17 protein-coding genes and 1 pseudogene are annotated in these 20,252 nt (G+C 55.9%); 10 read left to right on the forward strand and 8 right to left on the reverse strand.

The features are described from left to right. Nucleotides 1-126: 126 nt before the first annotated feature. A complete protein-coding gene (locus ACYVJT_RS13675) occupies nt 127-555 on the reverse strand; it encodes a hypothetical protein (RefSeq protein WP_343956493.1) in 429 nt (142 codons plus the stop codon). A 249-nt stretch (nt 556-804) separates the two neighbouring features. After that, nucleotides 805-1,446: a hypothetical protein gene (locus ACYVJT_RS13680; protein WP_343956492.1), complete on the reverse strand. Its 642-nt coding sequence runs from the start codon at nt 1,444-1,446 to the stop codon at nt 805-807. 1,308 nt (nt 1,447-2,754) lie between these two features. Here ACYVJT_RS13680 and ACYVJT_RS13685 point away from each other — a divergent pair. From ACYVJT_RS13685 to ACYVJT_RS13710, 6 genes are all read left to right on the forward strand, one after another. Further along, the gene (locus ACYVJT_RS13685) at nt 2,755-3,141 is read left to right on the forward strand and encodes a hypothetical protein (RefSeq protein WP_343956491.1); all 387 of its coding nucleotides are present in this window, start codon (nt 2,755-2,757) and stop codon (nt 3,139-3,141) included. Nucleotides 3,142-3,338: 197 nt separating this feature from the next. Next, entirely contained in the window at nt 3,339-4,172 is an 834-nt protein-coding gene (locus ACYVJT_RS13690; protein ID WP_499418477.1) for an AAA family ATPase, read from the forward strand. Further along, the gene (locus ACYVJT_RS13695) at nt 4,162-4,689 is read left to right on the forward strand and encodes a hypothetical protein (RefSeq protein WP_343956489.1); all 528 of its coding nucleotides are present in this window, start codon (nt 4,162-4,164) and stop codon (nt 4,687-4,689) included. Before ACYVJT_RS13690 ends, ACYVJT_RS13695 begins: the two co-directional genes overlap by 11 nt. A gap of 39 nt (nt 4,690-4,728) precedes the next feature. Beyond that, nucleotides 4,729-5,499: a 5-methylcytosine restriction system specificity protein McrC gene (locus ACYVJT_RS13700; RefSeq protein ID WP_343956488.1), complete on the forward strand. Its 771-nt coding sequence runs from the start codon at nt 4,729-4,731 to the stop codon at nt 5,497-5,499. Nucleotides 5,500-6,131: 632 nt separating this feature from the next. Continuing rightward, on the forward strand, nt 6,132-6,461 hold the full coding sequence (locus tag ACYVJT_RS13705) for a RelA/SpoT-related domain-containing protein (RefSeq protein WP_499418482.1): 330 nt from the start codon (nt 6,132-6,134) through the stop codon (nt 6,459-6,461). Between the two features lie 40 nt (nt 6,462-6,501). After that, the gene (locus ACYVJT_RS13710) at nt 6,502-6,762 is read left to right on the forward strand and encodes a hypothetical protein (protein ID WP_343956487.1); all 261 of its coding nucleotides are present in this window, start codon (nt 6,502-6,504) and stop codon (nt 6,760-6,762) included. A gap of 239 nt (nt 6,763-7,001) precedes the next feature. Here ACYVJT_RS13710 and ACYVJT_RS13715 read toward each other — a convergent pair whose 3' ends face one another. Then, nucleotides 7,002-8,057, reverse strand: a complete 1,056-nt coding sequence (locus ACYVJT_RS13715; protein WP_343956486.1) for a GIY-YIG nuclease family protein — start codon at nt 8,055-8,057, stop codon at nt 7,002-7,004. 297 nt (nt 8,058-8,354) lie between these two features. Between ACYVJT_RS13715 and ACYVJT_RS13720 the strand changes: the two genes are divergently transcribed. After that, nucleotides 8,355-8,855: a helix-turn-helix transcriptional regulator gene (locus ACYVJT_RS13720; protein ID WP_343956485.1), complete on the forward strand. Its 501-nt coding sequence runs from the start codon at nt 8,355-8,357 to the stop codon at nt 8,853-8,855. 170 nt (nt 8,856-9,025) lie between these two features. Here the strand turns inward: ACYVJT_RS13720 and ACYVJT_RS13725 are convergent. Together ACYVJT_RS13725 and ACYVJT_RS13730 are read right to left on the reverse strand one after the other, a co-directional pair. Further along, nucleotides 9,026-10,084, reverse strand: a pseudogene (locus ACYVJT_RS13725) (agmatine deiminase family protein). 163 nt (nt 10,085-10,247) lie between these two features. Beyond that, on the reverse strand, nt 10,248-11,207 hold the full coding sequence (locus ACYVJT_RS13730) for a LacI family DNA-binding transcriptional regulator (RefSeq protein ID WP_343956484.1): 960 nt from the start codon (nt 11,205-11,207) through the stop codon (nt 10,248-10,250). Nucleotides 11,208-11,342: 135 nt separating this feature from the next. Between ACYVJT_RS13730 and ACYVJT_RS13735 the strand changes: the two genes are divergently transcribed. Both ACYVJT_RS13735 and ACYVJT_RS13740 read left to right on the forward strand, forming a co-directional pair. Beyond that, nucleotides 11,343-12,626 (forward strand): MFS transporter, encoded by a 1,284-nt coding sequence (locus ACYVJT_RS13735; RefSeq protein ID WP_343956483.1) that lies wholly within the window; start codon nt 11,343-11,345, stop codon nt 12,624-12,626. After that, the gene (locus tag ACYVJT_RS13740) at nt 12,627-14,276 is read left to right on the forward strand and encodes an amidohydrolase (protein WP_343956482.1); all 1,650 of its coding nucleotides are present in this window, start codon (nt 12,627-12,629) and stop codon (nt 14,274-14,276) included. Nucleotides 14,277-14,397: 121 nt separating this feature from the next. Here the strand turns inward: ACYVJT_RS13740 and ACYVJT_RS13745 are convergent, their stop codons facing one another. Together ACYVJT_RS13745 and ACYVJT_RS13750 are read right to left on the reverse strand one after the other, a co-directional pair. After that, complete coding sequence (locus ACYVJT_RS13745; protein ID WP_343956481.1) at nt 14,398-15,783, reverse strand: NAD-dependent succinate-semialdehyde dehydrogenase; 1,386 nt, start codon at nt 15,781-15,783, stop codon at nt 14,398-14,400. A gap of 93 nt (nt 15,784-15,876) precedes the next feature. Continuing rightward, nucleotides 15,877-17,397 carry a flavin monoamine oxidase family protein gene (locus ACYVJT_RS13750; RefSeq protein WP_343956480.1) on the reverse strand — a complete coding sequence of 507 codons (1,521 nt, stop codon included), beginning with the start codon at nt 17,395-17,397 and terminating at the stop codon, nt 15,877-15,879. A 219-nt stretch (nt 17,398-17,616) separates the two neighbouring features. Here ACYVJT_RS13750 and ACYVJT_RS13755 point away from each other — a divergent pair, with 219 nt between their 5' ends. Next, complete coding sequence (locus ACYVJT_RS13755; RefSeq protein WP_499418479.1) at nt 17,617-18,267, forward strand: TetR/AcrR family transcriptional regulator; 651 nt, start codon at nt 17,617-17,619, stop codon at nt 18,265-18,267. Here the strand turns inward: ACYVJT_RS13755 and ACYVJT_RS13760 are convergent. Next, nucleotides 18,264-20,036 (reverse strand): amidase, encoded by a 1,773-nt coding sequence (locus ACYVJT_RS13760; RefSeq protein ID WP_343956478.1) that lies wholly within the window; start codon nt 20,034-20,036, stop codon nt 18,264-18,266. The genes ACYVJT_RS13755 and ACYVJT_RS13760 overlap by 4 nt on opposite strands. Between the last annotated feature and the right edge of the window lie 216 nt (nt 20,037-20,252).

Here is a 20,252-nt window from a genome sequence, read left to right on the forward strand (position 1 = left end):
AGCCTTAGGCTTCCGTAATCTCATGCATTACATCACCAGAGCACTGCTCGACACCGGCGGATTCAGACACCAACTACACTCATTTTTACGATGAGCCGGTTTAAACGAAACCATGTCTGGGGCGAATCATAAAAATTGGGCATTCTCATGTGATCGGGGATTAGCCGGTTTATTAACTGATGAAGCGTAATTTCGAACCGTTCTCTGGTTGAGAGACGTCTTCGACGCTATTGAGAACCGCGTTTTGAGAGTATCGAGCCTCTCTTGATGAGACGCTCTCACAGCAGCTTCCGTCACTGCTGTTAGGGTCTCTATAAAATCGTCATCTTCAAGTAGGTAGTCGAGATCATGGCGGACTCGGTTTAATTCGCCAGCTAAAGCATCGAGCCATTCACGAAGTGCAGTTTCGTATTTTGCCCGAATTTTGTTGCCCGCAAGTGTTCCTAATATGGACCCTACAAGTGGTACGGTGCCCGCGGTGGCTCCGGCGGACGCCGTCGTGTATTTTCGACTGATGGATAATTCAGATGCTGGGTCACTCGTAGGTTTTGTCATGGGAGTACTCTAAGTTTCGGCACGCGGTTGCCGGTTGATGACGAGTTTATTTGTGCCCAAGGCCTCTGGGATGCGGGAAGACTACTCGTCGGCGGTTAATGCTGAGGTGCGTTGTGCCTCACGGCCGGAGTTCCGCTCAGTAAATTTTTGTTGTGAAGACCGATAATCTGGTCTAACGCGGAGCGGTATGGATGAATGGTCCTCAAATATGCCGGGACTGTGAGCCACGAGGTCAAGTTTCCTGCGGTCCTATTCGATCTTGCCGTTTGGACTGAGGAAATCCTCCTCGATGTTGAACTCGTACGCAAGGGATTCCAATATGTTCTGCTCTGTCAGATCCATCAGACATGATCTCATTTTTTCTATGTAATCTCGAAACCTATCCTGGGAAACTAAGAATGAAAGAGCGGCCGTAAACCAAGGGTTGGGACCACCGTCTTGCCATTTTTGATAATCGGCATGAAGCAGCCTGCCGTAGGTAATTTGGGGAACTACGACGGCCGTTGACGCAGACTTGTTGGTACCGTCGTTAATGATAGCGTTGGCTTCGTGCAGCTGCTTTACGGCACCAGATAGCTCGTGTTTGAATGCTGTGATATTCTTTCTAGTTTCTGGAGAAAGTTCGTCTTTGTGCTCGGCCAGGATGCGCTCTAAAATGCCTGGCATATAAGTGTTCTCACGGCGTGTAACAAACTTCCTTTGCATTACGACGGCCAGAGCTGCCACTCGTTTGGTCGTTCTTGATCGCGCGCTATTGCCGATTGGTAAGGCTTGGCTTTTGAGCTTTGGCACCAGCTCTAAATATTCCTGCGATAGATCCAAAAACTGTTGGGCTGCGGCTATTGCAGTGGGAGCTTTTGCGGATTCCTCGCTTGGACCTGTATCAACCATGTGGTCGTTCCTCTAGAATCTGCGCTTCTGGATGTCTTTTTTAAATTTATAGGATATAAGCGGTGGTATGTGATGTATGAACGCATAGCGTCCAGTTTTGATGTTGTGCTTTCGGATGTGCTATTTCGGAACGGGGGTTCAGACTGCACGGCTATCCTTGTATCGACCAGTTCCGAGACTTCCGGTATGGTACGAGAATCGGTGCTGGAATCGTTGTGGTTCCGGTTTGATCTGGTTCAGGCTCGCCCTGGACACTCGGAATGTAGAGGCGCAGTTGACGCACGATACACGCCAGCCGCGACATCTGCAATCCCGCATAGCTTGATGTTTGCGATCTATGAGAAACCATAGTCCCTGTCATGCTCAAACTAATAAAGGAAGCTAAGAGAATCTGACATGCTGCACGGTTTTAGCTTGTACTTGAACCGGGATTGTTGAAGGGCAGTCGTGATCGCAGTTTTCTGGGAACGATATCCTTACCGTGAGAACGTCATCGCCGTCGGCACGATCGGCGAGATACTCGGTTGTGCTATGCCCTCATGGCAACCTCGTATGTATACGCCCATTGCCGATACTGCTGGTGGTCAAGTATCGTTCGCTAGCCTGAGGGCACCAAGTTGCTGTGGAAAACGGTTCTGTTTCATTGCAGAACGTACTCCGCTATCTGGACTAACCGGTGACCCAAGCGGAGTAGTGCGCCCAACAGTAGTTGTCATCATGATGGCACTGTGAACCGCGGGGAGCGTCGTTGCCATGATCCTGGTGTTTACCGACAATGAGCGCGGCGCATCCTGGGGCGGGCGCGGCCGTGGCTGATGTGCTCTAGTTCGAAGGAAACGGCGTGCAGCCACAACGTTTCACATCACTGACCCGTCTGAAAGATTCATTACCCCCTGCCTCCGCAGCTTGACTGCGTCCATAGAGGCTTTTGGTATTTACGGAAGGGAGGCCTCAAGCAGTTCCAAAAGTGGCAGCGCAGGATTCGGTACGATTACATTTTCTCGCGCCCACTGGCCGTCGAAAATGATGGCCACTCCTTCGACGCCGAGCAGTATCCATCAGTGTCGCCCATTGGTCGACCGAAATCCTTTCCGCGTCTGGTTGTACAGAGTTGCCCAACATTCAGTGTTGGCGTCAGTGGTTGGTTCCAGTAAGCCCCATCACCTGGGTTTTCGCTGGTCCAGATTGTTGTTGTCGGCACGATTAGAATTGCGAGGCTTCAGGTAGTGAGGGTGTGATCCTGTTTCCAGGAGCCCGCCTATGGGATAAATTGGATAAGATGTTCGTGTGACTATACAAAGAATGCGAATGTGGTTTAAAATTTCGGGACGTGACGAGAAAGCCCTCGTGGTCATAATCGCGGCACTTCTAGCGGGTGCAATTTTTTTCACTTGTTTGGCAGCCAGATCTGGAGAGAGTCTGGGGGCGGTATCCATAGCGTTCGTCTACGCGTCATTAGCCTTCACAGTCTTCATCGAAATCCGGAACACGCGGGCAAGTAAGATACGTGACAAGACGATGGGTCGCATTGAAGACCTTTTAAAACACTTGCGCGATGACGTCGGAGATCTCAATAATGAACCTGTCCCGGTGGCACCAACAACTCCACTTGCTGTCGATGAGCGACCAGACGATCTCAGAGTAAAACCGATCGTTCAGGTGAAACGATTCGTCGTGGGTAGGATAAGGAAGTGAGGGATATGTCCTGTTATTCCTCTCACGCGGCAAGAAACTTCGCCTGATAAGGAAAGCGTCGCCCACGTAGTATTGGAAATCGCGCCGAGCTTGATAATTTTTCGAATAAACTAGCCGAAACTTTGATACCTTCGAGCGCTATACCACAGTGGGGTGTAGACACGTACTTTGCGAACATAGACGTTCTCGACGGCCTGTTGGATTCACACGTGACCCATCTCCAGCTCCACCCGGGCATTGGATATTCAGAATTCATTGCTGGGTTGCAGCTTGGCGAAGACGGTCGAACCGAGTTTAAGGAAGGTATCTTGCTTGAGCTCGTGCGAACCATGCGTGAGGAAGATTCCGGTGAACTCGCCCAATTGCCTCATGTGCTCATTCTGGATGAGATCAACCGGACGGACCTGTCAGCAATGTTGGGAGAAGCCTTTAGTGCGATCGAAGCCGATAAGCGTGGCATCTCGATGACGCTCCCTGCGACCGACAAGGATGGCGACAACCTCGCATTGGTCGTGCCCGATGACCTCTACATTATTGGCACGATGAACGAAATTGATCACTCTGTGGAGTCATTGGATTTCGCGTTGCGTCGCCGGTTCTTGTGGTTCGATGCCGCGTTTGATCCTGATGGTCTCCGAAGCATATGGCAGTACGAGTGGGAGCGGGTACGCCCGCGGGTCACGTATGACGAAGCAGAGGATCAACTCGAACACCTCATCGAGAATATCGAGTCGCTGAATGCCGAAATTGCTGCCACGCCTGATCTCGGGGGCGCATACGAAATCGGTCACGCATTTTATAACGAGTTGGCGTTTTTAGTCGACGAGACCTTCCAAGGTCGGCGCCCAGTCAGAGGAACTATTTTGTGGACTCCGAGCGGTAAGCCCAGGGCAGCGTTGACGAGTTTGTGGAACTTCTCGATCCGACCACTACTTGAGCAGTACTTAGCCGGTTCTGACCAACAGCAGTCGTTGCTGGAAACGTTCCGTGACACGTTGATGGAACCACCTGGGGCCGGTCATGCAGGATAGTGATGACGATGTCCACCTGTCCATCACTGATCTGACACCGGAAGCCGCGTGGTCGGCGGACCTGTCCTCCTCGGATCACGAGTGGCTCCGCTTGATTGCGAATCTGGAACCGGAAGAGTTCCTGTTGTCCGAACATCTTGCCCAGCAGCCAGCTTCTGCCGTGAACGCTCCGGAACCGATTCTTGATCGGGATGTTCATGGTTGGCGGGCCGGTCGGTATATCGGAGAAATCCATCACCAGGGCCGGACACTTCGCATCAGACCACGTCTTGGCATTGACACGGTTGCCCAATGGCTCAGCACCATCCATAACGTGCAAATCCTTCCGGACACTGCGGGCCGCTCGCAGGGCAGTCGGTCACTGATTATCCAACTCGCCGCTGCGATGTGGCGTGCGATCGTTGCACAAGCGGGAACGCACAGTCTGGCACGCGAAAAGGTTACTCGCCAGACTAGGGGACTGCAGATCAAAGGCAAGCTCGATGTGGCTTCCACGAGCCGACTGCGAGCGACTTGACGCCCAGAGCTCGTCTCCACGAGGACGGACCGCACATTGGTGACCGCAACAAACGCTGCAGTCGTTGCGGCCGATAGGGTGCTTCATGCTCAGATGGGAAACCCACGATGGCGTGGTCAACGTATCAATGAGCAGCTGACCACGTTGCGTCAGGCAGTCGGCAATAACCCACGGTTGCCATCAAAGGCTCAACTCAAGCGCGCACGGTACACGCCCATTACGCTCAAGTGGCGAGACGCAGCTGAACTGTCGCATCGCATCGCCTCGAACCAACTGTTGAATCAGAACACTCGCGACGCTTCGACCTACGGCGTGATCATTGATGTCGCTGAACTGTGGGAGCGGTTCGTGCTGCACTGGGCGGCTCAAGCAACTGCAGAGAATGTGATCCACGGAACGAAGGCGACCGCAGGACAGCATCTCCTACGTTCGGGGCTCGACCCAGGCGCTGGGCTGGGACGGCTCTATCCGGATATCATGATCGGCCCTATTGCGGACCATAGTGCTTGTAGTGCTTTGATCGATGCCAAATACAAGCCGTTGACCGATCCTCGGGGTGTGGATCGAGAAGACCTGTATCAAGTGCATGCCTACAGCCTGAGCTTCAAGCCTGCGATGTCGTTACTTGCGTATCCCTTGGTTCATGAGCGGTCCGCACGAGCGGAGAAGCTGAGCCCGTGGACTTCCACCGCTGGATCTCGGTTGGACTTTCTGCGATTGCCAACCAACGAACAGGACTGCATTGCGGCATTGAGCAGCTGGCTGCAGTCGAGCGAAGCTCAAAGTGTGGACCGGGCAGCGAGATGGTGAGTCCAGTTAGGCCAAGGACGCCGAGGGCCTGCGGTTGTGGCAGGTTGGTTTCGCTGACTTTGCGCAGACACTGTTTGCATCGACCACGGTGCGCTCGCGCTACCAAAACATCCCCGGTGATGATCTCACTGGGGAGATCATCTGGGTGCTCCGTCGCCAGGATTGTTCCAATTGCTATAGCTCGTATGGCCGGGGCCTAAGGGGTTTCCACAATTTGAATCTGACCAATTAAACACAGCAAATCGCGGGGTAGGCTATTGGCTACCTACCGCTGCTGGCTTTGTGTAGGTCTGTAGCAAATGAACGATCATTCGGAGTTCTCATACGAAAGGCGCGTGGCTAATGGCAGGTCCCACGAAGAGCCAGTTGAAGAAGGCCGGATCCAGAATTCGACGCTTTTATCGCGGTGAAGCATGACTCCGCGATCTTGATGATGCAATACGGGATATCGAATCTTACCGGGCTCAATTTGCGAAACCTTTGCGTGCAATGAACATGGCATTGCGTCGATATGTCAGGCAGGCTGAGGTTTCGGCGCAAGTGACGCAAAGACTGAAGAAAGTTCCAACCATTATCGACAAGATTTCGGCTCGTGAGACTGCTTTGAACCTCACCACAATGCACACCGGATTATTAAACATCGAGACTACGTGACTGACCCAAGGGCCTCGGGCTACCGAGCACATCACCTCATTTTCGAAACATCGAATACCCTGCCTGTTGAAGTGCAACTACGTACGAGATCGATGCATATTTGGGCCGAAACTGTCGAGGGTTTCTCGCACGACCTCCATATGAATTTGAAACAGGATGGTGAGGGTGTCATGTTCGAATTTCTGAAGGTCGTCGCGGAGATTTATTGGTGTCGCGAGAGTGGTGCCCCTGTAACGGATGAGCTCAGAACTCTGTACAATGAACTCTTAGTTGAAGCAAAAGACTTTATGAAAAAGCAGATGCTTTAACGGATGGGGGAGACGTCGCCTCATCCAGGAAAGGAAAGTCATGGCTGGCATCAAAAACTTTCTGTTGGTGTTTGACCACAGCAAAGATGAACTTCTCGAAGAACTGGACTTTGGCGAGGATATAGAGATCGCAACGGAGGCGTACTCGCGTTTTGAACGTAAGTACGCTGACGACCGTGCGATAGACGTTGTCCTCGTTGGTTCAGACTCAATCGAGACTGTGAAGTTCACCCACGCCAACTATTTCCCAGGCAGCTCGCAACGTTTAATGCATGACGCTCTAAATCTCTACGCTTCCTAGAACTAACTCCGCCCGTCAGCGGATAAGGGCGTATCGCCATGTGCACAATTGGCATGTCCCCAATGTATGACCACTACGAACTCCTGACTGCAGACCGATTCATGCGCAAGGCAACCCCCAGTGGTCGTCTCCAGCAGTCTCTAGATACCCGACCGAACTGAGTCACGGTGTGGGAAAGTCATCGTCGGGTGGGGTATGGCTAGATGCGGCTATGACGTGGCCGATCCTTATGTTCCCGTTCATTGATCAGTGACCCTCACGTGTTCTTCGTAGGCGCGTCGGGCAAGCTCGCGTGAGTGCCACCTGCGGAACATGCCTGACTGGTTGGCCCGCATGAGATTGAGGCAGAATTCTCTGACGCCTTGCAAGATTTCCACGTGATCGAGCGCCCGTGCCACATACCCCGTCGGAATAGTGACGTTATCGACCGGCCCAATGCTGTAGCTGGGTTGGCGTGACATGGTGGGGATCATCGGGCCCGTATTCTGCCAACGATCCTGGACTTCGCCGTGTGTGATCATGGTCCCGAGTGACATGTTGAGCAAACTGCAGTGTAGCTGTACGCGTTCCCCATGAGGATTAATGAGTTCAAAGGGCTCGCGGGGGATGTGTAGTACTTCGAGGCTTCCGACATTGAGGGTCGCGAGTCGTCCGCCAACAGTGTTCGGGTAATCCGAGACCGTCCAATAGATGCTTTCGAGTTCAACCGCTTCGGGGATAGCTCGAGCGATCACCGCGCCGAGGTCAGCACACACTGCATTGGCAACGGTAGGCCAGGTCTCGTCCTCGGTGGTTGCATTCATCCATGGCTGCTGGCCCTCAGCGCTGCGGTGTAGCTTCGTTTTGCCCTCGACCGGGCGATCTGCTGCGCGGCGGATATCTGCGATGTCATAGTCGGAATCACCATTTGCCCAGTGCAGCTGGTCAATGATGGGGATGGCTTCGTCTAATTCGCTGGGTCCTTCAAATCCAAAGTTGAAGACCTTGTTGCGTAATGAGTAGCCTTCTTCTTTTTGCCAGGCGATGATCTGGAACTCGAGTTCATCAAGGTCAGCAGGGTCAGTGTCCATGACCATCAAGCGGGTGATGTCTTTCCATGCTTCGTGGTGATCACTGCCGCGGATATGTGCCGGAAACCGGCCCGCGAAATGTACGGTCTGCCCGACGTATCGTTGCCCGTTGTCGAACTCGAAGATGTAGATCCCAGAGGCACGGCCTTGGACAAACGGTGCGAAACTCAAGCGATCGCGGACGTCGTAACGGTCGAAAGAGCGTTCGTTAAACTCAGCTGCCATAGGTACCTCTCCAAGGTGCATATCGTGCTTGACGGCCATGGTACTTGCTAACTTATCCACAATCTCATCCATTCTGCCGTTTTATGGCCGGATCCATGCTTCGATGGTGGCTCAATGAAGGAGGGTGTATGAAAACTTCTTGTACTCACGTTGGACTCGGTGACAAAGCTGTAATAGGTGACTCGAATATTGCTCTTGTCGTTGACAATGCCAGCCAGGACTCACTACAGTTGTCACCGACAAGCCCAGGTACGTTTTTCGGTGTTGATGTCAGTGGAAATGAGGGGAGCCCAGAACGTGGAAATTCTGCATGTGAATATTGTTTTCAAAGCGGGTGAAAGGTTTACCGAAGATCTTCCTTTCGACGTTAGCGAGCGTCTTGAAGCGTTTTCCGCTGTTGTGAGCGTGGCACAAGATTTAATCGGCGGGTCCATCGCCCTCACAGTGGAAGCGAATGGGCTCACCAATGCTTTTGAAACTGCTCGGAGCGCGGTAGTGACAACACTTCAGGCCGAGGGCGTAGATGCCACTATTACCTCCGTGATGGTTCAGGCTGAAAGTGAATTCCAGGAGGAGTTGCGTGCGCCCGTGTACCCGGAAGTGGTGGGGTTTGCCGAGATTGCAAAGATTGTTGGTGTATCGCGTCAACGCATACGTCAACTTGCAGAAAAGCCAAGTTTTCCTCGCCCCGTTATTAGAACGGGGCAGGGGCCGCTCTATAGTGTTCATGCAGTAAACCGGTGGGCAGAAACACGAAGCGCTGCAAATCATTCGGCTGCCCATAGCGCGACGGCGTAGCTTTGTAATAACTCCTGTGGACCTTTTCACCTTGAACCGGCACGCGCGCTGCGGCGGACACTTGTCACTCACGCACGAGAGATCTACTAGCCGGAGCCATATTGCTCGGAGTAGTTCATCACCGGGTACTTTGGGTGAGTTTTCGTGACGGCTCGGAGTGGCTTCTTTTGTTAGTCTGGCTTGCCAGGGCGCTGAGGCTGTTGTTGCGTGATGCAGTGGATCCCGCCGCCAAAGGCAAAAATATCCCGTGCTTCAACGAGCTCAATCGTCCGACCGGGGTAGGCCTCAGCCAGAATATCTGCGGCTCGTGCATCAGCATCCGGATCATCGAAAGCACACAGCACCACAACGTCGTTGGCGACGTAGTGGTTAATGTAGGAGTAATCGACCCAGCCTTCATCATCTTGGAGGATCGACGGGGCCGGCACATCAATGATTTTCAGAGGCTGTCCCTAGGCGTCGACGGCTTGCTCTAATGTGTGGCGTAGCTGTTTGCTGACCTCATGGTCAGGGTGGTCGGGGTTGTCTTGACGGTGCAGTAGTACCGAGCCGGGCTCGGTGAATGAGGCCACGATGTCCACGTGCCCGCGCGTTCCAAAGCCATCGTAATCGCGGGTCAACCCGCGAGGCAGCCACACGGCATGGTTAGTGCCCAGCTGGGCGTGGATTTCGTTTTCTACGGACGCTTTGGTTGCGTTCCGATTGCGGTCTGGGTCGAGCTGGACAGTGTCGGTCAGTAACCCGGTGCCTTTGCCATCGACGTGGAATGCGCCGCCCTCGTTGACCAGCGGTGAATCTGACGTCGGCGTGCCGGCTTGTTCGCTGACAAAATGTCCAAGCTGGGCATCGTGTTCCCACGCAGCCCAGCTTTGAGCACCCCAACCGTTGAATATCCAATTGACCGCGACAAGTTGGTCATCTGTGCCATGCACAAACGTAGGGCCCGAGTCGCGCATCCAGGCGTCGTCTAACGGTGCCTCGAGAATCTCGATATCCGAACCCAGCATTTCTGCGGCAGTGGCAGCGTCGCTGGAAGATGCGACGACGGTGACCGATTCATAGCGAGCGATCGTGTTGGCCACGGCGGTCCATGCAATGCGCGCTCGTCGAAGTGTTGCAGACCCTTCTGCTCCAAAAGTGTCATTGGGCGGCGGAAATGACATCCAGGTGCGTTCGTGGGGCGCCCATTCGGGTGGCATGGACACGTAGTTCACGGCTGATTGCTCCATGATCCGGTTCTCCTGCGTAGGTAACGAGTATGCTCAAGGGCTACTCGAGAGCGCTCGTAAGAAATCTTTGTGAGTTGCAGCATACCCTAAAAATGAACGCCAGTCATTTATGGCCATGATCATCGCACGCTGGTGTGTGGCCCGAGGGGGTGGGGTGGAACCTTCAGCCTTTTGGGGTGCTCAGTACTGCTGGGTGTAAAACCTTCGAGCCGTGTTCGACTTTGTCGGCTAGCACATCCAAGAGGAGCTTGGCGGCGCTCTGTCCGTACTCGCGCGCTCGCAGATCTATGCCGACTAAATTCGAAGATCCCGGATCTGACGCCATGGTAGCCATTTGAGTCGTATGGTCGCCGCGCCGGGCGGCGAGGGCCATGGCGCGGGTGGCTGCTCCCTGGACGGTCCAGAGGAGAGCGTCGTTATCGCCTGCAGCATCGAGTATCGCAGCGATTTCTGACTCGCCGGGTTCAATTGAAGTTCGTAGAACGTGGGGTTCAATCCCGCGGGCATGGCACCAATCGGTGTAGCCTGCCGTGACTCGCGACATCCATAGTGGCTCTGCCCGTCCTGTGAGCGCGACATGGCCAGGGGCGCTCGCTCCGCGACGTTGTAGTTCGGTAAGTACCGTTTGTACCAGGCTTCGATGATCGGCCTCGATCCAGGCGTTTACAAGCTCAGCGCCCGGCCCGAAGTAGGCGCCCACGGCGACAATCGGCGTGTCTCGCTGGGCTATCAGAGCCGTAGGAAAGGTTTCTTCGGTTGGGTCGATGATCAGCAAGCCGTCGATCGCCAAGCTGTGGCTTGGGCGGCCTGGCCGTTTTGTGTGCAGTAGCAGGTCAATGCCGTATTCGGCCGCAGCTTCTGCAGCACCGAAGGCGAACTCCATGTAGAACGCGAGATTCAAGACGTCTTCTGGAATTTGCAGGCCAATAGCATGATGACGACCGCTGCGAAGTTGCTGGGCGGCGCGATTAGAGGTGTAACCCATCGATGCGGCCATGGCTTTGACGCGTTCTCGGGTCGCTGCAGAGACTCGACCGCTTCCGTGTAAGGCTGATGAGACGGTGGTTTTCGAGATGCCGAGGGCCTTTGCGATATCGATAATGGTCACTTCAGGCTTCGGCATGTGAGCAGTTTAGCAGTGCGTCTTTGTCGTGGATCTTTTGAGCGGTGGTGTTGACAAGATCACAGCACTGTGAGTAATGTGCATCACATTGCCGGAACGTTCCTGCAGATGACAACACTTGCATTAGGAGTCTTCATGTCCTCAATTGCGACCTCACCGCCAGGGAACGCGCTTGCGACACTCACGAAAAAAGTCGTCTTGGGCTTTGTTGGGACCTGGGTAATTGCACTGATGGCAGCCAATATGGTGCCGGTGCTCATTGCCGCCATGGTTCAAGACCTTGGCGTCGATATTGCCACGGCCGGTGCGCTGGCAACGGGCATGACCGCTGCATCTGCGCTCACGATGTTTGTGACGAATCGATTCGTCGCGCTGGCCGATCGTCCTCGACTTGGCCGGATCGGGCTCATCCTGATGATTATCGGATACGGTGCCGCGGCTATCATTTTGACGGTGCCTGCGGTGATGGTCGGGCTGATGCTCGGTGGTGTGGGTGCCGGTGTCATGATTGCCACCGGAACTGCTGCGGCATCATCGACCGATAATCCAGATCGCTCGGTCGCCGTAGTTATGATCATCAACCGCTTGGGCGCGACCGCGCTTCTGGCGATTGCGCCGCTGTTCCATAACGATTTGCGAGCGGTGCTCTTTGCGATTGCTTCGCTAGGTGTCATCGGACTCCTATTGGCCGGCGGGCTACCGAACATGCCGAACCGCCACGAGGTTGCCTCGCAGCGACGCCAGGCGACGTCGCGTGGCGGCTCAGCAGCATCGGTATTCACAGTCAGCGCCTTTGTAGTCGCCATCTCGATGTGTCTGTGGTCGTTGACCGAAGACATGGTGTACTCCATGGCCAGCGTCCTATCGGAACAGGCGGGTGTGACCCCAGAGCTCAATAGCACCCTGTTGGCAGGAAAAGTCTTTGGTGGTTTGATTGGTGCCCTGCTGGCGCCCGTCGTACTGCGCTGGCTCGGACGCAGTTGGTCGTTTGTGCTCTTCATTGCTCTGAGCACCATCACGAAATTCATCATGATCACGACCGGATCTGATATCGCGTACTCGGTTTCTATTCTCCTGTGGGGCGTCATGTATGGTGCCATCCTGGTGTTGGTCACCGGTCTTGCCGCCGTTATGGATGTCACCGGCCGTACGGGAGTGCTCGTCTCCGGTTTCTATCTGGCAGGAGTCGCATTTGGGCCACTGCTCGGCGGACAGCTCGTGGGGATTCTCAGCCCGATGCAATATGCCCTGTTAGTGACACTTCCAAGCGTCATATTCGGGTTCGCACTGTTTATTATTAGCCAACGCCGCAACAACGTGACCGATAGCGCTTTGGACGCTGCCGGGCAGGACGAACCCGTCCAACCAGGAGCTGCTGCGGAAACACCTGAACCAAAGAAAACCGAAGGAGTGTCCTAAATGTCCTCTGCACCAGATCGCACCGCGCCCGAGCTCATCCTGATCGCCGAGCGCGTCCACACATTCAGCTCGACTACAGTTGAAGATCCCGCCAGTGTAAACGCCATTGCCATCCGCGATGGTCGAATTCTCGAGGTGGGCAACGATACACACCTGCGCGAACTTGCCGATGAGCATACTGCTATTGACAAGATGCCCGGAGCAACGGTGACCCCGGGACTGACCGATGGGCATACCCATATCGTGTTTGGACTCGAACTGACCCGCGGCGTCCAGTTGGCAGATCTCAGTTTGCACGAGGTGCGAGACCAGCTTGCAGCCGCCGCACGGCAGGTTGAATCTGGCACATGGTTGTTCGGTTGGGGCGTGGATCCTAATATCTTTACCGAAACCGGTTTCGATGGTCGGATATTTGACGACGTGACCAATGATCGTCCTATTTTCTTACGCATGCGAGACGCCCACTCGGCGATTGTTAATACCGCAGCGATCACTGCAGTGGGCCTCACGGGGAACGAGACGTTTCCCGACGAGTCCGCGGTTGTGGTTGACGAAACGGGTGCTCCGACCGGGTACTTGCTGGAGCTTGTTGCCATGGACCTGGTATATAACCAAGCGCCCACCGAATCGATGCAAGAGCGGGTGGAACGCCTCGGTGAAGTGCTCAACGGGATGGCCCAGGCAGGACTGACCGGCACGCACGTGATGGATTTTCACCCCGGTAGCCAGGAAGTCCTCGAACGCTATGAGGCGCAGGCAGAACTTCCCTTGCGGCTGCGTTTCTCGCCCATGGTGCCACCCGGTAGTTCTCAAGAGCAGTTGGACGAAATCGCTGCGCAACAGGGACTCCACGGCCGCCGTTGGCGCGTTGAAGGCGTCAAATTCATGATTGACGGAACCATCGATAATGGCTCTGCATGGTTGACTGAACCAGATTGCTACGGTGAAAGCCTGCATTCCATTTGGACAGACCCGCAAGCTTATCGCGATGCGTTACGGTTCTTTGCCGAAAAAGGAATCTCCACTGCTACACATGCCATTGGAGACCAGGGTGTTTCGTTTGTGCTGGATGCCATCGAAGCGCTGGGCGATATCGCGTCGCGTGCGTCGCATCGGATTGAACACATTGAGACGATCCCGGATCAAACGGTGGCGCGTTTTGCACAACTTGGCGTTGCCGCAAGTATGCAACCGATTCACGGTACGCGTCACACACGAGCTGATCGCAGCGACAACTGGTCGCAACGATTGGGGGAGGTGCGCGCCGCTAGAGGCTGGCGCAGTGCTGACCTGCGTCGCTCCGGTGCGGTGCTGGCATTGGGTAGTGATTGGCCAGTCACGCCCTATGATCCGCGGGTCATGATGGCTGAATCGATCATCCGTCGTCCCGTCGCACAGCCCGGCCTTGACCCGGTGCAACCGGAACAGGGACTCACTGCACTCGAAGCATTCGAGGGGTATACAAACCATGCCGCGAAGGCGATTGGTGCAACCGATGAGGGCCAGATCGTCGCCGGAGCTCAGGCCAATTTCACGGTATTTACTGCCGATCCACTTCACTTGAGTGCCGAGGAGCTTGCCGAAGTGCGTGTCCTTGCTACATTTGTGCAAGGTCAACGCAGCGCGACTGCTGTAGCCGTCACGAACTAACGTCGGCTGAACTCATCCCCGCTTACGGGCCTACGTTATTGCTGAAGCAAATCGACATAAAAAATGGTGGCTGTTCCATTTTCAGGAGCAGCCACCATTTTTCGTGATGTGTGGGGGCGTGTTATTTCTTGACCGTCATGAGACGTTTGTTCACGAATTCATCCATACCAACGGGACCGAGTTCACGGCCGTAGCCAGAACGTTTCACGCCGCCGAAGGGTGCTTCTGCGGATTCTTCAGGTGAGGTGTTGGCACCTACCATGCCGGCGTTCAGCTGTTCAGCGAAGGCCTGTGCGCGGGCCTGATCGGTGGCAAAAACCGCCGAGCCCAGACCATATTGGGTGTCGTTGGCCAACTGGAGGGCTTCTTCGTCGGAGGTTACGCGAAAGATATTGATGACCGGCCCGAAGAACTCCTCGTAATAGACATCTGAACCCTGTGGGATATCGGTGATCACCGTGGGTTGGACGTAGAAGCCGGGCAGCTCTTCGCGGTTGCCGCCGATGTGGATCGTGGCTCCGGCGTCTTTGGCGGTCTCGAGTTGCTGTATAAGTGTGTCGGCCGCTTTTTGTGATGACAGCGGCGAGTACGTGTTGTCGTTGTCGCTGGCTGGATCTCCGGGTTTCAGACCAGCCGCCAAGGCGGTCATTTCGGTGACGAAATCGTCGTAGATGTCGTCCATGATGATCATGCGTTTATTGGAGTTACACGCTTGGCCCGTGTTTTCCATCCGCACGGCGAAGGCTTGTTGTGCAGCAGCTTTGACATCATCGGTGGACAACACGACATACGGGTCGGAGCCGCCGAGCTCGAGAACAGCTTTTTTCAGGTGCTTGCCGGCTTGTTCAGCGATGGCTGCACCGGCGCGCTCAGACCCGGTCAGTGAGACACCTTGGATCATCGGATCGGCGATGAAGGCTGAGATCTGCTCGTGGGTGGCGAATACGTTTTGGTAGACGCCTGTCGGGATGCCGGCCTCGTCCATCATGCGCTGCACAGCCAGTGCGGACTCGGGACAGGATTCGGCGTGTTTGAGAATGATGGTGTTGCCCAGCACCAGGTTTGGGGCGGCAAAGCGGGCGATCTGGTAGTACGGGAAGTTCCACGGCATGATGCCCAGCAGTGGACCCACGGGTCGGCGTTGGATATACGAGATGGTCTCGTCGTCTTCGCTGACCTGTTGGTCTTGGGCGAGCCGTTGGCCGTTGGTCGCGTAGTAGCGGAAAATCTCGGCGGAGAATTCGGTTTCTTCGTGCGCTTCAGCAAGGGGCTTGCCCATTTCCTTGGTCATGATCGCAGCGAGTTCGTCCACATTGGCCTCAAAGAGGTCAGCTAGCGCGGCAACTTTCGCAGCCCGATCGGCGATGCTCAGCTGACGCCAAGAGGCAAAGGCCTCATTGGAACGCTGAGCGATCGCGGCGACATCGTCATTGGCAATCATGGAGTACTCTTTGAGTACCTGCCCGGTCGCCGGGTTAATGGTTTGGTATGCGGGGGATGTAGTCACGGTCTCCTCCTGATGTTGAGATGTAGCGGGGCGCGGTCTGGGCCGCACCCGGATTTCGATAACTGGTGTCGGACGGTTGGTCGTCGTCCCGCGCTAGGCGCTGACGGTGGCGTATTGCAGAATGCTGTTGGCTGCGAGTTCGCCCTGGCGGACCGCGCCATCAACGTGTTGGTAGCCTTCGGCAGCAATATCCGAGCATGCGTAGTAGATGGGACCGGTGGGCTGGTTTTGCAAGTCGCCCCAACGGCTGAGCCCTCCCAGATCATAGCTGGCGGCGTAGGCACCGCGGGTCCACTCTTCAGCACCCATATCCGACAGATAGAACGCAATCGGGTGCATGGCTTCCTCACCGAGGTAGGCCGCCAGCTCAGACAGAATGCGGTGTTTGCGTTCTTCCTCGGGCAGTGCCCACATGGCTTCGGCGTGCACATCGGAGATGAAGCTCACGAGTACGCCGTGTGGATCTTCGCCCTCGGTGCCGTTGGCGGCATTGGGGCCGTAGTTCGTGTTGTCATAGACTTCCTGCACCATGTGGCCACCGCCGAACCCGGTGCCCGACAGGCCCTTGGCACGCCAGAACGGGGTCTCATAGATGGCGTGAATTTTAATGACCAGCCCCATCGACAGGTGCTGGTGGGCTACCATCTGTTCGCGCGGCATGGGTGGGACGTACTGGATACGGTGGTACAAGTTTGGTGGGACGGCCAAGACAGCGTTTGCGGCTTTGACGATGACTTCATCGGCGTAGGCGATGACCTCGCCGGGAGCCCCGTTGTTGGCCACACCATTGCGCACGTCGGCGACAACATTATTCAGCTGATCGGCCGTGGCGGGGTCGCGTTCGGTGGTCCAGTTCAATTGGCGCACCGGAGAGCCCAGAAATACGTCGTCGCCCAGATATTCGGCCATTTTCAAGGACACCGACTGCATTCCGCCGACCACGCGTTCATCGAGAATAAAGTCTTCATCCACCAGGTTGGAAAATGACCCGGCCGAGGCAGCCATAAGAATTGCCTGCAGTGCCGAGAACGTGTGGGCGGGTTTGGTCAACATGCCCGAGGCGACAAAGATCGAGACGTTATCGATGGCTTCTTGGTCGTCGGAGTGCTGTTTGAGCCATGCGGTAAACGAAATGCTGTCCAGAGCTGTGGCGTCTGGCATTTCCCAGGGGCGCTCGACATCCATTTCCATAACCTTGGTGTTGAGCAGACCGATGAGTTTTTCCATCTCGGCGTTGGTGGTGTCAGATACCGGCATGAGATCGCCCGAGTAGGTGTGGCGGGTACCGTCTGGAGAAAGGTAGACGCTATCGCCGTCGCGGTAGCGCTTGAAAGTTTTCAGACCTAACTCGTCGACCAGGCTGATCAGGCGGGTTTGGTCAGGAGAGATCCATTGCCCACCGATTTCGATGAAGTGCTCGGTGCCGTTGATATCACGCACCGCGCCGTTCCAGGTGCGTCCGCCAACGCGCTGGCGGGCTTCGATGACGGCCACACTTTTGCCGGCCTTTTTCAACGTATAGGCGGCCATCAGGCCAGCGGGGCCAGCGCCAATGACGACGACATCGCGTTCAAGAGTAGGGCGCGCTGGGGAGGTTTCAAATGCAGTAGACATGAGGTTCTTTCCTATAATGAATGATGTTCATTTAGTGATATGGTACATATGTTTTGCGCCGCTGTATAGGCGCGGCCACTGCTCGCGTGAGGAAGCGCGGTCGTCGTGACCTAGCGTGCTTGTACGATGGTGGCAATGTGTTGACAATGTTTTGAGGGAATCTTGGGTAACGAACCACGTCGAGCAGGGCGGCCAACTAGGCCGGTGTTGAATCGCCAAATGATCGCGGAGCAGGCGCTGGCCTTTGTGGCCGAAAGTGGGCTCGAGCGGCTCACGATGAGCCAGCTGGCCAAAGAGCTTGGAGTTGCTGCATCGGCACTGTATAACCACCTGGATAATAAGGCTGATCTGGTGTTGCTGATTCAAGAGGCCCTCATGTCGCAGGTATCGGTGCGCGGCATGGTGGGGGTTATTGCGTTGCGGACCACCCTGGAGGAAGCGTTGGAAGACTGGGCTCGCTCCTATCGAGCGGTCTTTGCGAAGTACCCATCGCTGATCCCGCTTATAGCGGTGACTCCCGTGTCGGATGCGCCGCAGTCATCGCGCATGTATAACGTCGTGGCCCAGGCGTTGATGGTCGCCGGAGTGCCCGAGCCGCAGGTCATAAACGTGATCGTGGCCTTCGAGTCATTTCTGTTCGGCTCCGCCTTGGACCTCAATGCCCCCAGCACGGTGCTGGACGCGGGCGACGAGTCCGAAGGCAGTGCCTGGCTCGCACGCGCCGTGAGCGCGTCTAAGCGTGCTCACGACGAGTCCGCTGAGGCGCCGGATGCTAATAACGTGTACGCGGATCATCCGTTTCGTTTTGGGTTATCCGCGCTCATCGCTTTCACCCTGGCGCTGACCGGTCAGCCTGCCGCGGCAGATTAGTTGTACGTTGTCCGCGAGGGCGCGGTGCGCCACTGCGTGACCGATTCAAAGGCGTGAGCAGCCGTGAGGAGTTTCGTGTCATCGTAGGCGCGACCGGCAAACGTCAGTCCCACAGGCATACCAGCGTCATCCATCGTGCCCATCGGCACGGTGACCGTCGGGATGCCCAAGTGCCGCGGTACCAGGTTGCCGTTGGCAACCCACACGCCGTTGCGCCAGGCAGCCTCGGCGGAGACTTCCGAGACGTCTGCATCGGCCGGGCCAACATCCGCCATCGCCGGAAAAATCACCGCATCCAGCTGTAGCTCATCCATCCACTGTTCGAGATCCACCTGCCGGGTTTGTTCTAGTCCGTGTACACCGGCGGCTAGGACGGTTGGATCGGTGAGTGCCACAACGTCACCCAGCGGACCGAAGCCGTGCTCGGTGATCAACCCGGGGTAGGTTGCCACATCGTCATCAAAACCGTCATAGCGATCCTCCAGGGCACCCGGTGGATGCGGGAAGATCATCGCGCCGTCCACCTGGCGCAAGGAGTTCAACTGTGGATCGCCATTGGCCTGCAGAAAATCTTCCCACGACCAGGCAGCTAGACCGGTGACTTCGGCGTTCAGGAAGGCTTGCGGAACAAGACCACGATTCGCGATGGTCGCAGCCCCTTCACGATCCCCTTCGTAATTGGTGACCGCCGGAAAATCGACGACGATGATTTCAGCGCCTGCGGCTTCCAGCGCTGCACGGGCTTGCTGCCAGCGTGCCATCACCGAGTCGCGGGTGGTGATGCGCTGTCCCATTGGGCCGCCGATGCCTTGTTCGTCGCGGTGATCTGGGCCGGTGCCGGCCTGGTCGTCGGCATTAATGTACATCGCGGGCACGCCAAAACGCTGCCCCGCTAGGGGATGTTCCTGTTCACTTCGTTGCGTCAGATGAGTATAGGAATCAGGCCGGACCTGTGAAGCTTTAGGGATGTCGACCCAGGGTTGGATCCGCCAGAAATCGCCGCGGGCTTCGGGGTCATCGGCGACCATGACGTCGAGCACCTCGAGTAGGTCTGCCATCGTGCGAGTGTGTGGGACGACCACATCCATGGTCGGCACCAGGGGCCAATTGCCGCGCATCGAAATGACACCCCGGGATGGAGTGTAGGCGCATAGGGCGTTGCAGGACGCTGGCGCCCGACCTGAAGACCAGGTCTCTTCGCCCAGCCCAAAAGCGGCAAAACTTGCAGCAGTTGCTGTCCCCGAACCATTCGACGATCCCGAGGCAAAAGCGCTGGTCAGGTATTCGTTGTTATACGGGCTTTCGGCGCGACCGTAGACGCCGCGCTGCATGCCCCCATTGGCCATCGGTGGCATGTTCGTCAGACCCAATAAGATTGCGCCGGCGGCTCGCAGCTGCTCAATGCTGAATGCGTCGTGCTGGGCAATGAGATCCTGGAAGGCTGGCGATCCCGCAGCAACCGTCAGCCCGGCGACCATAAACGAATTCTTGGCGGTATACGGGATACCATCCAGCGGCCCCAGGACCTTTCCTGCCGCCCGACGTCGATCCGAGGCCTGAGCTTCCTCGATGGCGTGCGGGTTTTCGACTATTACGGAATTGAGCGGCACCTCGCCATCTGCGGCGAGCCCGTCGGTGCGATCGGGCGCGGGCCGATCAAATGCGGCGATACGCTGCTTATAGGTTTCGAGTAGTTTGACCGCCGTCGTCTCGCCGGTCTCTAACGCTTGTCGAAGCTGAGCAATCGTTTTTTCTTTCACATCAAACATTGGGTCTCGCTTTCTGCTGCTTGGACTGCCGCTACACCAATAATGAACGATGTTCACATAGTGTTGCACGTCGCGTCCCCAAACGCCACAACCTCGGCGGGTCTAATTTTATTGCGTGAGTTGCATAAATGAATATCATTCATTAGTCTGTCACGTGCTATGGGTCACAGGTGATGCAAGCCACGACCTGCCAGCATGACCCAAAACATTGGAGGA

The organism is Yaniella soli (genome assembly GCF_054782375.1).

Coding starts and splice junctions, on each gene's coding strand:
- ACYVJT_RS13675 (WP_343956493.1), bottom strand. CDS start 555: ATGACAAAACCTACGAGTGACCCAGCATCTGAATTATCCATCAGTCGA.
- ACYVJT_RS13695 (WP_343956489.1), top strand. CDS start 4,162: ATGCAGGATAGTGATGACGATGTCCACCTGTCCATCACTGATCTGACA.
- ACYVJT_RS13685 (WP_343956491.1), top strand. CDS start 2,755: ATGTGGTTTAAAATTTCGGGACGTGACGAGAAAGCCCTCGTGGTCATA.
- ACYVJT_RS13735 (WP_343956483.1), top strand. CDS start 11,343: ATGTCCTCAATTGCGACCTCACCGCCAGGGAACGCGCTTGCGACACTC.
- ACYVJT_RS13680 (WP_343956492.1), bottom strand. CDS start 1,446: ATGGTTGATACAGGTCCAAGCGAGGAATCCGCAAAAGCTCCCACTGCA.
- ACYVJT_RS13730 (WP_343956484.1), bottom strand. CDS start 11,207: ATGCCGAAGCCTGAAGTGACCATTATCGATATCGCAAAGGCCCTCGGC.
- ACYVJT_RS13755 (WP_499418479.1), top strand. CDS start 17,617: ATGATCGCGGAGCAGGCGCTGGCCTTTGTGGCCGAAAGTGGGCTCGAG.
- ACYVJT_RS13710 (WP_343956487.1), top strand. CDS start 6,502: ATGGCTGGCATCAAAAACTTTCTGTTGGTGTTTGACCACAGCAAAGAT.
- ACYVJT_RS13740 (WP_343956482.1), top strand. CDS start 12,627: ATGTCCTCTGCACCAGATCGCACCGCGCCCGAGCTCATCCTGATCGCC.
- ACYVJT_RS13750 (WP_343956480.1), bottom strand. CDS start 17,397: ATGTCTACTGCATTTGAAACCTCCCCAGCGCGCCCTACTCTTGAACGC.
- ACYVJT_RS13715 (WP_343956486.1), bottom strand. CDS start 8,057: ATGGCAGCTGAGTTTAACGAACGCTCTTTCGACCGTTACGACGTCCGC.
- ACYVJT_RS13760 (WP_343956478.1), bottom strand. CDS start 20,036: ATGTTTGATGTGAAAGAAAAAACGATTGCTCAGCTTCGACAAGCGTTA.